Here is a 12,832-nt window from a genome sequence, read left to right as displayed (position 1 = left end):
CATCCACTGGTACAACAACGAAAGGATCTCCACCAAACTCGACGGTCAGAGCCCGGTCCAATACCGGACCCAGACCCTCGCAGCCTAAAATCCCAATTAGCCAGTCCAACAATCGGGGACCAGTTCACCGCACCCTTCGCTGGGTCGCTCTCTCACATCCCGCACCCTTCGCTGGGTCGCTCTCTCACATCCCGCACCCTTCGCTGGGTCGCTCTCTCACGTTCCGCGCCCACTCTTTTGAATCACGGAGCGCCTGACGTGATCTACGGCACCTTGGGTGCCCTTTGGTCAGTGGCACCCTTAAGGGTGGGGTAGAGTTGTTCTTGCGACGCGGGGTGGAGCAGTTCGGTAGCTCGCTGGGCTCATAACCCAGAGGTCACAGGTTCAAATCCTGTCCCCGCAACTGGAGAAAAGATCCGGATCAGTAAAACTGGTCCGGATCTTTTGTTTAACCACGGCACCCCAAAGGGTGACCGGGTGCGTGGGTGCTAGCATCAAATCCGGATTCGCTGAGGCAGGAAGATTTTCGATGGGACAGCCCAATGGTCAATGACGACACTAATTCCGGCTTCGACCGCCAAGTTCTTCAACGGGACAGCCCTGTTGCGGTGTATCAGCAGGTGGCTGACGTACTGACGGAACTGGTGAGCCGCTTGGAACCGGGCTCGCGGATTCCCACCGAAGAAGCCCTCATGGACGAATACGGCATCAGCCGAACGACAGTCAGAAAGGCGATTGAGACCCTGGTGGTGAAGGGTCTCTTGGTTCGCAGGCAGGGAAAGGGCACATTCGTAATGGCCCAGCGTCCCGTGAAGATGCTGAACCGGCTGGCCCCGTTCATGGAGACTTTCACTGCGGCCGGAATGAAGACCGCCAAGGGCCTCATTGAGTACAAATGGATGGAAAAAGACAGGACCGTTCCGGCCAAGCTGGTCTCGGATGACAACCTTGTCCTGGTCATCCGGCGCTCGTACTCAAGTGCGGGTTGGCCGTACGCAATCGCGGAAATCTTCATTCCCTCGCATATTGGACGTCATATCAGCCTGGCCGACGCGGAGCGGAATTCCATCTACCAGGTCATTCAGGACCGAACTCTGAAGCCACTGCATCGTGCCGAAATTACGGTGACTATGCACGCCCCTCCTGAGCACCTGGCTGACGCCCTGAACGTGCGTGGCTTCGCCATGGTGCCCAGACTCGAACGAACCACATTGGGACCCAACGGTGAGGTTCTGGAGTGCACAGTGACTTACTTCCACCCAAAGGGATTCGAAATCCGTGCCGAAGTGGCCACGGATGCCAGCCCTGGGCACGAAGCCCCACCCCTTGCCGCGAGCCAGGCAGCCAGAACTTAAAGAAGAGTGGGCAGGATCGCCGGGATCCTGCCCACTCTTTTGTTGGCAGCACGCGGAGGGCAGGCCCTCCAGCTTCGTCGTTACAGCTTGTCGAAGTCTGCCTCGTCAACGGTTGCTTCCGAGGAGGCAGGGGCACCTGCGCCGATGGCGGGTTTGGCGCCGCCGGACTTGAGTGCAGCGAGCCTGGCTTCGATCTCGGTCTGCTCACCCAGGTCTTCCAGTTGATTGAACTGGGCATCGAGGCTCGACGCGGCCAGCTCCTGCTGCCCAAGCACCTTGGCCTCTTCGCGACGGATCTTCTCTTCAAAACGGCCCACTTCACTGGTGGGATCCATGATGTCGATGCTCTTGAGGGCATCGTGCACCTGGGACTGCGCGGCAGCGGTCTTGGAACGGGCAACCAGTTCATTGCGCTTGGCAGTGAGCTGGTTGAGCTTGTTCTTCATCTGGTCGAGACCGGACTTGAGCTTTTCCACGACCTCCGTCTGGGAGGCGATGCTCGGCTCCGCAGTGCGGGCCTCGGACTCGGCGGTCATCTGGCGCTGAATGGCCACCTTGGCGAGGTTGTCGAACTTCTGGGCGTCAGCGGCATCGCCGGCATTGCGGTACTCGTCGGCCTTCCTGGACGCGGCCAGGGCCTTGTTGCCCCAGTCCTGTGCGTTCTTGATGTCCTCGTTGTAATCCGCCTGCAGCATCCGGAGATTGCCAATGGTCTGTGCAACGGCGGACTCGGCCTCGGCAATGTTGTTCGTGTAGTCGCGGACCATCTGGTCCAGCATTTTCTGCGGGTCCTCTGCCTGGTCAAGCAAGGCGTTGATGTTGGCCTTTGCCAGCTGTGAGATCCGACCGAAAATGGACTGCTTAACCATGGTGTTGCCTTTCGTCCTGCTCAGTGATGCCCACTGAAATCAGTGATCAGTTGTTGTACCGCTTCTATGCGGGGCACGGGCCCCACTTAGTCTTTGGGTTTAGAAGCTGCCGGAGTCACCGCCGCCGAAGTCGCCGCCACCGCCGCCGAAGTCGCCCCCACCGCCTGAGTCGCCGCCGAAGAAGCCTCCGCCGCCACCTCCGTCGTTGTGGCCACCGCCCCAGCCGCCTCCGCCGCCGTTCAGGATGGAGTTGATGAGGATGCCACCAAGGATGGCGCCGCCGAGGCCACCGCCACCACCTCCGCCGCCAAACATTCCACCACGGCCGTAACCCTGTTCGGCATAACCGAACTGGTCGACGTCGGACTGCGCGAGCTGGGCGGCTTGCGCCGCGAGCGAGTGCGCTTGTTGCGCGTAGGTCAGCGCTGTCGCGGGATCATTGCGTGAGATGGACAAGGCGTAATCAAGGTTGCGCTGCGCTTCGGCCAGCCTTGTGCGGGCCTCTGTACCAACGCCCCCGCGTCGAGCCGTGATGTAGTCCGACGTCGCACTGATCTGTGCCTGTGCCGCCATGATGGTCTGCTGCAGGGAGGCCTGCGCGCGGCGGGCCTGTTCCTGCTGATCGCGGATGCCTGACAACGACTGGTCGAGCGCCTGGTGGGCCGACTCGACACGGCTGAGCGTTGCGATGGGGTCGATCTTTCCACCCTGGATTTCGGTCTTCACCTGCGCCAATGCCGCTTCCACGCCAGCCACGGGGCCTGCGAGTTCGGGATGGGCACCTGATTGGATCATCGCGCGGGCCTGGGCAAGGTCCTGGCTGGTCTCTGCCACGGCTCCATCGAGCGAGGCACGTGCCTCGTCCAGGCTGCCTGCCGTCTTGGAGATAGCCTCGATCAGGATGTTGGTCTGGTGGAGGCTTTCCTCTGCTGCACGGACGGCAACCGCAGCCATGCTGTTCTCACCGGCGGTCAGCTTCTCCTGCGCGGTGGTGGCGGCGTTCTGAACGAATGCGAGACGCTCCTTGGCCTGCAGGATGTTGTCCGAAACCTGAGTCAATGCGGATTCGGCGTACTTGGCCCGAAGCCCTTCCAGCGAGTGTTCTGCGTTTGCGATCTTCGCGTCAGCGTCCTTGGCTCCGGCCGTTACTGCCGCGAGTGCCTGGGGGGCGTTCTTTTCCAATTCGCGCAAGGAGTCAAAATCCGCCTTCTGGTCCCGCAGGGATGACAGCGCGGCCTCCGAGCGGCGAATGATCTCGCCGAGCCAGCTCCGCTGTTGCTCTTCGGTGTCCGGAATATGGTCGTCGAGTTGCTGCTGCAGCTTGAAGGACTCCGTCATGTGGCCCTTGGCCTCGTCCAGGGCCTTGGTGAAATTGCCGACTGCAGAGTCGCCGTATTGCGCTTGCGCAAACCCCAGTTCCTGCTCACTGGAACGGATGGCGTCGTCTGCTTCGATCAGCAGTGATCCGCTCTTCTGCCTCAGTTCCGGGATGCTCATGCCGGCCAGGGGATCAAGCTGCTCGCCTTGGGGGCCGTAACTTGCGCTGACGGCCTTGCCGCCCTTTTTCCGCCGGTTGCGGAGGTAGAGGTAGGTGCCCGCACCGCCGGCCGCTACGACGCCGACGCCGACCAGCACGCCGACTCCTGCGTTGCCGCTGGGTACAGTTCCACTGCCGCCGCCGGCTGCATCGCCGATAGCGGCTGCGGTGTCGATTGCCGCTTGGGCGTAGTCCTTCTTGCCTCCGGCCAGGTTCGGCACCACGGCATTCTGTGCAATGGCGGATTGCTTGGAGTAAATGGCGCTCCCGGAGTTCAGAGCGAAGTTGTACTGGCCCGCCGTGGAGATCGCTAGAATGGCGTCCGGCTTGCCCATGCCCCTGTTGTCGGCAACGGCCTTTGTCCACGCTTTGGGATCCGAAGGATTCGTGAACGAGTCCACCGTGACCACGTACAAGTTGTATTTATGGTCCTTGAGGGTCTTTTGGATGGCGTCCTGGACTTCGCCTTTTCGGGCGCCAAGGACGTTGGCATCATCGACGATGTTCTGGCCCGACGGTATCGTCACCGGATCCGCAGCCCAAGCCGCCCCGGCCGGGAGGGCCAACAATCCAGCCACGCCAATGACAGCGAGTACGCGTTTAAATATTGACCGCATGTGCAACCCTTCAGCACGTCTGCGACTGGAACAAGGCGTACCAATCGTCACAGAATGCTCAGCGCCCCCACGCATGGTGTAAAGCCGCAGGTCGCTGTGGCAATTCCTCTTGATTCTATGGTGCACCCCATGGCCCGTCCACAGGGGTGAATATGCCACCAGCGAAATATAGGAGAAACATGGATTGTTGTGTCGTTGAGGGCCATCGGGACGCCAGAAAACCGCAGCGTCCGCCTTTCAGGAAGCTCCCAGCGAACGTCCCCTTTTGTTCCAGTTATTGGGTACATAGTTATTGAAGACGAGGACGAAAGGAAGACCCATGACGGAGAACCCAGCGCAGGGCAACGCACCGGAAAACCGGGAGCCATCCCAGCCCCATGCAACATCGGGGCAGCACAACGATGCCTCCCGGCACAGCGATGACTCCCAGCCGCAGCAGCCCGCCTGGACCTCAGGGCAAAACCAGGGCAACGAAACAGCGGCGCAGCCCACCACACCCTTGCCGGCATTTCAGCCGCAGGCACCAACCAACGGGCCACAGCAGGGCCAACAGCACGGCCAGCCGCAGCCGCCAAGTCACGGCCAACAGCAGGCACCAAGCCAGGGCCAGCCGCCTTACTACGGCAGCCCGCAGCATCAGGATCCGGCCCAACGTCCCGGCTACCCACAGCACCAGCCGTTCTATGGGGGCGGAGCAAACCCGGGCGGCAACAACGCCGGCCAGCAGTTCCACGCCGCCCAGGGCCAGAACCCCCAAGCCCAGCACTCCCCTGGAATGCAGCACACATCCGGCCACTCAACCGTAGCCACCAAGCGGAAGCCGGCTTTCGGCGTCGGCACCCTGGTGGCAAGCATGCTCGCGGCCGGGCTGATCGGCGGCGGCGTCGTGGCAGGCAGCAACGCATTGTGGGACAACCCGGCACCGGTGGCTTCCACGGGTGGCCAGTCCAGCACCGTCATCGTGAACAACAAGGACGATGTCAATGTAATCACCGCCGCAGCGGCCAAGGCCTCGCCCAGCGTAGTCACCATCAAGGCCACCAGCGGCAACGAAGGCGGCACGGGCTCCGGTGTCATCCTTGACGATCAGGGGCACATCCTGACCAACACCCACGTTGTGACCCTGGATGGTGCGACATCGAACGCAGCCATCGAAGTACGCACCAGCGACGGCAAGGTTCTGAAGGCGACGGTCGTTGGAACGGATCCCTTGTCCGACCTCGCAGTCATCAAGGTCAGTGATGCTTCAGGTTTGGTTCCTGCCACCTTGGGTGACTCTTCCAAGATCAACGTGGGGGACACCGCCGTCGCGATCGGTTCGCCCTTGGGCCTGACCGGTACGGTCACGGACGGTATTGTCTCCACGCTCAACCGGACCATCAGCGTGGCTTCTTCGGCAGCCCCCAAGGAGGGCACTGACAGTTCGCAGGGCGGGGACCAAGGCTTCCAGTTTGCGCCGCCGAACGGCCAGCAGGGACAGACCACGGCAAATGAAGGTTCCATTGCCATCAACGTGATCCAGACTGACGCGGCAATCAACCCGGGTAACTCCGGTGGCGCCCTGGTGAACAGCAAGGGCGAGATCATTGGCGTCAACGTGGCGATTGCGTCCGCAGGCAGCGGCACCTCCGATTCCTCAGGCGGCAACATCGGCGTGGGCTTCAGCATCCCGATCAACCATGCCAAGCGCGTAGCCCAGGAAATCATCGATTCCGGCAAGGCAAGCCACGGACAGTTCGGCGTATCAGTCCGGGCCAAGTCGGCTACGAGCAGCGACTCCGGATTCTCCGTGGGAGCCGAGGTTGCTTCGGTGACAAGCGGTTCGGCTGCGGCCAAGGCGGGCATCAAGGTGGGCGATGTCATCACTAAGTTCGGTGACTACGCTGTCAGCGATCCCAACCAGTTGACTGCAGCGGTCAGGGAGCAGCCTGCAGGTGCCAAGGTGAAGGTCACCCTCCAGCGCGGTGGCCAGAGCCAGGAAGTCGAGGTTACCCTCGACGCCGCACAGCAGTAGGGCACTGACGAGCCAAACCACGACGGCGGCCCGCACCTCTTGGTGCGGGTCGCCGTCGTGCCGTTCCCGGCGTGGTTTCGCGGAGCCGAAACAGGGCTTAACGCTGGGAGTGGTTTTCCGCGGGCAATATGCTTAGCTAGGACGAGCCCACGCGCTGGGCAATTCACGGCCACGCTGTTGCGGTTGGCCGTCCACAAGCACGAAAGGCTGCTTCGAAGACAGTGGAAGAGACATTGAAGATTGTCGTTCTGGTCAAGCACGTCCCGGACGCGCAGTTCGACCGGCACATCACCGGTCCTGCCAACACAACCGACCGTGAAGAGAGCATCTTGTCCGAACTGGATGAGTATGCCCTGGAGGCAGCGCTGCAGCTGGCCGAGGAACGCGGCGGACCAAAGGCGGGCAATGAGGTTATTGCCCTGAGCATGGGCCCGGCCGGTGCGGTCAACGCGGTGAAGAAGTCGCTGCAGATCGGCGCGTATTCCGGTGTCCACCTCAGCGACGACGCCTTGGCCGGTTCGGATGCCGCAGCCACGTCGCTGGCGCTCGCCGCCGCGATCAGGCACCTCTCAGCCGACGGACGGCCCGTGGACCTGGTCTTGACGGGCATGGCGTCCACCGATGGAGAGACCTCCCTGATCCCGGCCCAGCTCGCTGAGCGTTTGTCCCTTCCGCAGGTGACATTCGCTTCCAGCCTTGAGATCGCAGGGGGCCAGGTCACGGCACGCCGGGACGCGGGTCCTTACTCGGAGACGGTTGAGGCGCCGCTGCCTGCTGTTGTTTCGGTAACTGACCAGATCAACGAGCCACGCTATCCCAATTTCAAGGGCATCCTGGCGGCCAAGAAGAAGAAGATCACTTCGCTGACGCTGTCGGACATCGGTGTGGAGGCCTCGCAGGTGGGTCTCGCCGGGTCCTGGACCGTGGTTGAGTCAGCCGAGGCGCGGCCACCACGCACTGCGGGCACCATCATCACCGACGAAGGCGACGCCGGCATCAAGCTGGTCGATTTCCTTGCCGCCCAGAAGCTGCTCTAAAGGGGACTCCACCATGGCAAATGCACTTGTTTTCATTGACAACCCGGGCGCCGCTCTGAAGAAGAGCAGCCTGGAGCTCCTCACCCTGGCCCGCTCTTTGGGGGAGACCGCCGTCGCGTTCACCGGTGAGTTGACCGACGACGTCGCCGCCACCTTGGGTGCCTACGGCGCCACCACGGTTTACCGGCCTTCGACGGACGAACTCGACAAATACCTGGTCGGCCCAAAGGCGGCCTACCTGGCTGCCGCTGCGGGAGCATCGGGAGCAACAGCGGTTCTGCTCGACAACTCGCCGGAGGGCAAGGAAATCGCCGGCAGGCTTGGCATCAAGCTGAACGCCGGTGTCATCACCGACGTCGTGGGGGTGGAGCCTGACGGAACGGCGCACAAGTCGGTCCTGGCCGGTTCCTACAACACCTCCGCCAAGGCCACTACACCCGTGACGGTGTTTTCGGTCAAGGCCAACAACGTTGAGCCTTCGCCGGCAGGCGAGGCGAAGGTTCCGGCGACCACCACGGTAGAGGTTCCGGCAGATGCTGTTGCAGCTTCGGCGCGTATCTCGGCCCGGGCCGAAAAGCCGGTCAGCGGCCGCCCCGACCTTAGCGAAGCCAGGATCGTCGTGGCCGGTGGCCGAGGCGTGGACGGCGACTTTGGTCCGCTGGAAGAACTGGCGGACGCCCTGGGCGCTGCCGTTGGCGCCTCCCGCGCTGCCACCGACGCCGGGTGGATCGGCCACGATGCCCAGGTTGGCCAGACCGGCGTTACGGTCTCACCGCAGTTGTACATCTCGGCCGGTATTTCCGGAGCTATCCAGCAGAAGGCCGGTATGCAGACATCCAAGGTGATCGTCGCCGTCAACAAGGACGCCGAGTCGCCGGTATTCGAGATCGCCGATTACGGCATCATCGGTGACCTGTTCAAGGTCATCCCGCAGGCGACAGCCGAAATCAAGAAGCGGAAAGGCTGATCTCCTTGCCTACTGACGCTACGTCAGCAAAGAGCCCGTTCGACGCCTCCACGGAGCGCGTCGAGCGGGTGCTTTGTTTTACTGCCCACCCTGATGACATTGACTTCGGCGCCGCAGGAACGATTGCGGCGTGGACGGCTGCCGGCGTTCAGGTCAGCTACTGCATCATGACCGACGGCGATGCAGGTGGCTTCGATCCCGTGGACCGGGCCAGGATCATCGAGCTCCGTGCCGAAGAGCAGCAACGTGCCGCGGCGCTGGTGGGCGTCACGGACATCCATTACCTTCACGAGCGCGATGGCTACCTTGAGCCGTCACACGCCGTTATCAAGCAGGTAGTGAAGCTCATCCGTGAACTCCGACCAGACATCGTGCTGACCATGCACCCCGAACGCAACTGGGATCGTCTCCAGAAGAGCCACCCGGACCACTTGGCTGCGGGGGAGGCTGTGACCCGGGCGGTGTATCCCGCCGTGGAGAACCCGTTCGCTTATCCGGAGTTGGCTGAGGCCGGCCTTGAGGCGTACAAGCTGCCGTGGCTGTGGTTCATCTCCAGCCCGGAGGCACGGGAAAACCACTTCGTGGATGTCTCCGCCCATGTGGAGGCGAAGCTTGACGCTATTCGAATCCACGCCAGCCAGCACCCGGATGTTGAAGCCATGGAGCGCGTGGTCCGCCGCATGATGGTGCTGAACGGGGAGCGTTGCGGCCTCCCTGAAGGGACCAGCGCGGAAGCCTTCCACGTTGTGTCGGTGAATGGATCCAGCACCATCGCCGGCTTCTGACATTGCCCTGATGTAACGCGTGTCATATGCTTGACCTCGGTTAAATCATATTTATTCGAGGAAGGCAGACTTTGATGGCGAAGACTGCGCAACAACCCGTGCTGGTGATTATGGGAGTCTCCGGCTCAGGAAAGTCCACCGTTGCAGGTGTGCTGGCCGGTAAATTGGGATGGGATCTGGCCGAAGGCGACGATCTGCACCCGGAAGCGAATGTAGCCAAAATGCACTCGGGCCAGGCGCTCACTGATGAGGACCGCTGGCCCTGGCTCGGCATCATTTCGGACTGGATCCGGGAGCACGTCGACGCCGGAGTTCCTGCGATCATCACCTGCTCGGCCCTGAAGAAGAAGTACCGCGACGTTCTCCGTTCCGAAGGTGTGGTCTTTGTGTTCCTGCAAGGGAGCAAGGACAAGATCTCCGACCGTCTGGCGTCCAGGCACGGGCATTTCATGCCCCCGTCATTGCTCGAGTCGCAATTTGAAGCACTCGAGGAACCTACCGGAGACGAGAACTACATTTCGCTCTGTGTCTCCGCCTCACCGGCCGAAGAAGCAGACGAAGTAATCCAGCGACTGGGCCTCCGTCCCGTAGCTGGGAACGCCGAAGCGGGCGCCCTGTGATCGCCCTGCAGTCGGCCACGCAGGCGGCCACGCAGGCGCAGGAATGGACCGGACACGATACACAGCTCCTCGTTGTGGCTGCCCTGGGTATTGCCCTGATTGTGGTGCTCATCGCCAAGCTGAAGCTCCACCCCTTCCTGGCGCTTGTCCTTGGTTCAGCCTTTGTCGGGCTTGCCTCCGGCGTGGAGCTGGGCAAGGTCATCAGCAACTTCGAGGACGGCGTCGGGGGTGTCCTCAAGGAGGTTGGGCTGCTGATCGCGCTCGGTGCCATGCTGGGGAAGCTCCTGGCGGACTCCGGTGGAGCGAACCGGGTGGTGGACACTCTGCTGGCCAAAGCAAGCGGGAACAAACTGGTCTGGATGATCACGCTTGTTGCCGTCATCATCGGGCTGCCGATGTTCTTCGAAATCGGACTCGTCCTGCTGCTCCCCGTCATCGTGCTGGTGACACAGCGATCCAAGATGAAGCTCATGAGGATTGCGATCCCGGCGCTGGCCGGCCTCTCCGTTCTTCACGGGCTGGTGCCCCCGCACCCTGGACCCTTGATCGCGATCAGTGCAGTGAAAGCCGAGCTGGGAACGACTCTCGGTCTGGGCATCCTGGTGGCTATCCCCACCGTTATTATCTGTGGCCCGCTGTTCTCACGGCTGGCAGCCCGTTGGGTTCCCGTGGACGCCCCCGCCGTGGCCGGCGGCATCGACACCCAGCACTCGGCGGACCTCAGCGAGGTCAAGCGTCAGCCGTCGTTCGTGGTCACCCTGCTGACGATCATCTTCCCCGTCGTCCTCATGCTGCTCAAAGCCCTGGGCGGCATCATCTGGCCGAACCCGGAAACTGCGCCTGCAATCCGGATCTTCTTCGACTTTGTGGGCCAGCCGCTGGTGGCCATGACCCTTGCGGTCCTGGTGGCCATTGTGACCTTCGGGTACGCGGTGGGCTTCACGGGCAGCCGGATCACGGCGAAGTTGGGTGAAAGCCTCGGGCCGATCGCCGCTATCCTCCTGATCGTGGGTGCAGGCGGCGGTTTCAAGCAGACCCTGATCGGTGCCGGCGTGGGTGACGCGGTGAAGAAGTGGGCCGAAGGCGCCAACATGTCAGTCCTGGTCCTGGGCTTCATCGTGGCCGTAGCCCTTCGCCTGGCCACCGGCTCAGCGACGGTGGCGACGGTGACCGCCGCGGGCATCGTGGCACCCCTTGCCAGTAGCCTCAGTCCCACCCATGCAGCCTTGCTGGCGTTGGCAATCGGTGCTGGCTCCCTGTTCCTCTCCCACGTCAACGACGCCGGCTTCTGGTTGGTCAAAGAGTTGTTCGGGCTCACTGTGGGCCAGACCTTCAAGACCTGGTCCGTGATGGAAACGCTGATTTCCGTGGTCGGCTTCGGCTTTGTGATGCTTCTGTCGCTCGTCTTGTAGCTGCAGGAATCCACGGACAAACAACGACAGCGGCTGTCCCCCAAGGTGGAACGGCCGCCGTCGTGTGTTAATCCTTGCGCCTTAGGCGCTGAGTGCCACCACCAGGACCGGTGCGCTGGTCGGAGCGCGCGATCCACCGGCAGGCTCAACCGTAATGGCTACCGAGGAAGCCGAAGACAGGCCCTTCACCACAGCCGGTTTGGAGAGGGTCTGGGCGTCCATGGTTCCTTGCGGAACTGGCGCGGAGCCGTCCTTGGGCAGCGTCCACAACTGGTAGACCTTGCCGTCCGGCGCCGGTGCCACACCGTCCATCAGGACCACAAAGGAATCCTTGGCGGAGGATGCGGAGATCGTGGCTGTACCGCCGCCGGGCACGGGCGCTGATTGCTTCTGCACATCCTGGGCCTGGAGCACCTGGTTGACGGGATCGTTCTGCGCCGAAACATAGGCGCCCACGCCAATTCCACCGAGCGCGATGACTGCCGCCGCCGCGACTCCCACGATCCAGCGGCGTGCGCCACCGGACCTCTGCCGCTCGTCGCGCTTTGCCCTGGCGGCTGCGAGTTCGTCGACGGCGGTGCTAACCGCGGGGGCCGCCCGCTCCACTGGCGCTGGGGCGGCCTCGGCCTGGGTGATCCGTTCCATGATGTTTCCGAAGAGGCCCGCGGGCGGTTCTTCTTCGGCTGTGAAGCTCACAGCCAGGGTCTCGCGGGCTTCGCGGACCCGCTCGAGGAACTCCGGACCCTCAGGGGCGTCCTTGATGTAGTTATCGATCAGGACCCGTTCGTCGTCGCTGACGGCGTCCAAGGCGTAGATCTCCGCCAGCTCGAGGACACGGCCCTCGTCGAGGTCTGTTGCGATGTCGTTGGCAAACATTCTGCGGATAAAGCCTCCACCGTTATTTTCGGTCATGTCAGCCCACCCCCAGGCAGGTCTTCAGTCGCAGCAGTCCGTCACGGATGCGCGATTTGATGGTTGGAACTGCGGCACCAAGATGTTCAGCTACCTCGCGGTAGGTGAGGCCACCGTAGTAGGCGAGACGAACGGATTCGCGTTGGGTGTCCGTCAGGGTACCGAGGCAGCGGCTCACGGCTTCGGCTTCCAGGTTGGTATCTGCTTCCTCGGCCACGAGGTCCCGGTCCAGGTCCTGGCTGGCGGCACCATACCTGGCTTCACGGTCTGTGGCAGCCTGGACAGCCCGCACCCGGTCAATGGCCCGGCGATGGGCGATGGTCATGAGCCAGGCGAGGGGTGTTCCCGCGGCACGATCGAAGTTTGCTGCGCCCTGCCAGACCTGGATGTAGACCTCTTGGGTCGCGTCCTCACTGAGGTCGGGGTCAATCAGCACGCGCCTGGCCATGCCGAAAACCCGCCGCGAGGTCAGTGCGTAGAACTCAGCGAACGCCTGCTGGTCGCCGGCTGCCACGAGCTCAAGCAAGCCGGTCAACTGCGTGTTGAGATCAGTGGCAGTGCCGGTAGCCTCGAAGACCGGGGGGCCGGGGTTGTTGGGGGTGTCCATTACTGTCCAGCATATGTTGTCCCGTTTGAAACCGGCAGCACTGCGGGGTCGCGTTGCAAGCGCGGCGGCATGGCCGTGCGGTGCCAAGGCCCTGGTCTGC

The 12,832-nt window shown here is 62.7% G+C and carries 12 protein-coding genes and 1 tRNA gene; 9 read left to right on the top strand and 4 right to left on the bottom strand.

All coding sequences use genetic code 11. The features are described 5' to 3' along the window. From PJL15_RS11035 to PJL15_RS11025, 3 genes are all read left to right on the top strand, one after another. On the top strand, positions 1-88 hold an 88-nt coding region (locus PJL15_RS11035), incomplete at its 5' end, for an IS3 family transposase (RefSeq protein ID WP_281451190.1). 241 nt (positions 89-329) lie between these two features. Then, positions 330-403, top strand: a tRNA-Met gene (locus PJL15_RS11030). Between the two features lie 139 nt (positions 404-542). Beyond that, on the top strand, positions 543-1,355 hold the full coding sequence (locus PJL15_RS11025) for a GntR family transcriptional regulator (protein ID WP_281451184.1): 813 nt from the start codon (positions 543-545) through the stop codon (positions 1,353-1,355). A gap of 80 nt (positions 1,356-1,435) precedes the next feature. Here PJL15_RS11025 and PJL15_RS11020 read toward each other — a convergent pair whose 3' ends face one another. Further along, entirely contained in the window at positions 1,436-2,224 is a 789-nt protein-coding gene (locus PJL15_RS11020) for a PspA/IM30 family protein (protein ID WP_281451183.1), read from the bottom strand. Positions 2,225-2,323: 99 nt separating this feature from the next. After that, on the bottom strand, positions 2,324-4,378 hold the full coding sequence (locus PJL15_RS11015) for a TPM domain-containing protein (RefSeq protein ID WP_281451182.1): 2,055 nt from the start codon (positions 4,376-4,378) through the stop codon (positions 2,324-2,326). A 319-nt stretch (positions 4,379-4,697) separates the two neighbouring features. Between PJL15_RS11015 and PJL15_RS11010 the strand changes: the two genes are divergently transcribed. The 6 genes from PJL15_RS11010 (at position 4,698) to PJL15_RS10985 (ending at position 11,213) form a co-directional block, all read left to right on the top strand. Next, on the top strand, positions 4,698-6,392 hold the full coding sequence (locus PJL15_RS11010) for a S1C family serine protease (protein ID WP_281451181.1): 1,695 nt from the start codon (positions 4,698-4,700) through the stop codon (positions 6,390-6,392). Between the two features lie 233 nt (positions 6,393-6,625). After that, positions 6,626-7,429 carry an electron transfer flavoprotein subunit beta/FixA family protein gene (locus PJL15_RS11005; protein WP_281451180.1) on the top strand — a complete coding sequence of 268 codons (804 nt, stop codon included), beginning with the start codon at positions 6,626-6,628 and terminating at the stop codon, positions 7,427-7,429. A 13-nt stretch (positions 7,430-7,442) separates the two neighbouring features. Further along, a complete protein-coding gene (locus PJL15_RS11000; protein WP_281451179.1) occupies positions 7,443-8,396 on the top strand; it encodes an electron transfer flavoprotein subunit alpha/FixB family protein in 954 nt (317 codons plus the stop codon). Between the two features lie 5 nt (positions 8,397-8,401). Further along, complete coding sequence (locus tag PJL15_RS10995) at positions 8,402-9,181, top strand: PIG-L deacetylase family protein (RefSeq protein ID WP_281451178.1); 780 nt, start codon at positions 8,402-8,404, stop codon at positions 9,179-9,181. A 74-nt stretch (positions 9,182-9,255) separates the two neighbouring features. After that, positions 9,256-9,801, top strand: a complete 546-nt coding sequence (locus tag PJL15_RS10990) for a gluconokinase (RefSeq protein ID WP_281451177.1) — start codon at positions 9,256-9,258, stop codon at positions 9,799-9,801. Continuing rightward, positions 9,798-11,213 carry a gluconate:H+ symporter gene (locus PJL15_RS10985; protein WP_432443814.1) on the top strand — a complete coding sequence of 472 codons (1,416 nt, stop codon included), beginning with the start codon at positions 9,798-9,800 and terminating at the stop codon, positions 11,211-11,213. Before PJL15_RS10990 ends, PJL15_RS10985 begins: the two co-directional genes overlap by 4 nt. Before the next feature lie 81 nt (positions 11,214-11,294). Here the strand turns inward: PJL15_RS10985 and PJL15_RS10980 are convergent, their stop codons facing one another. Both PJL15_RS10980 and sigK read right to left on the bottom strand, forming a co-directional pair. Then, complete coding sequence (locus PJL15_RS10980; protein ID WP_281451176.1) at positions 11,295-12,125, bottom strand: anti-sigma factor; 831 nt, start codon at positions 12,123-12,125, stop codon at positions 11,295-11,297. 1 nt (position 12,126) lies between these two features. Then, positions 12,127-12,732 (bottom strand): ECF RNA polymerase sigma factor SigK, encoded by a 606-nt coding sequence (gene sigK / locus PJL15_RS10975; protein ID WP_281451175.1) that lies wholly within the window; start codon positions 12,730-12,732, stop codon positions 12,127-12,129. Positions 12,733-12,832 lie beyond the last annotated feature (100 nt).

Origin of the sequence: Paenarthrobacter nitroguajacolicus, assembly GCF_029952445.1 — a bacterium.
GTDB classification, from domain to species: Bacteria; Actinomycetota; Actinomycetes; order Actinomycetales; family Micrococcaceae; genus Arthrobacter; species Arthrobacter nitroguajacolicus_B.
The sequence above is the reverse complement of the archived record's forward strand: the minus strand, read 5'-3'. Positions and strand labels throughout refer to the sequence as shown.

Excerpts from the sequence above, each read along its gene's own strand:
- PJL15_RS11025 (WP_281451184.1), top strand. The coding sequence starts at position 543 with ATGGTCAATGACGACACTAATTCCGGCTTCGACCGCCAAGTTCTTCAA.
- PJL15_RS11020 (WP_281451183.1), bottom strand. The coding sequence starts at position 2,224 with ATGGTTAAGCAGTCCATTTTCGGTCGGATCTCACAGCTGGCAAAGGCC.
- PJL15_RS11015 (WP_281451182.1), bottom strand. The coding sequence starts at position 4,378 with ATGCGGTCAATATTTAAACGCGTACTCGCTGTCATTGGCGTGGCTGGA.
- PJL15_RS11010 (WP_281451181.1), top strand. The coding sequence starts at position 4,698 with ATGACGGAGAACCCAGCGCAGGGCAACGCACCGGAAAACCGGGAGCCA.
- PJL15_RS11000 (WP_281451179.1), top strand. The coding sequence starts at position 7,443 with ATGGCAAATGCACTTGTTTTCATTGACAACCCGGGCGCCGCTCTGAAG.
- PJL15_RS10990 (WP_281451177.1), top strand. The coding sequence starts at position 9,256 with ATGGCGAAGACTGCGCAACAACCCGTGCTGGTGATTATGGGAGTCTCC.
- PJL15_RS10980 (WP_281451176.1), bottom strand. The coding sequence starts at position 12,125 with ATGACCGAAAATAACGGTGGAGGCTTTATCCGCAGAATGTTTGCCAAC.
- sigK (WP_281451175.1), bottom strand. The coding sequence starts at position 12,732 with ATGGACACCCCCAACAACCCCGGCCCCCCGGTCTTCGAGGCTACCGGC.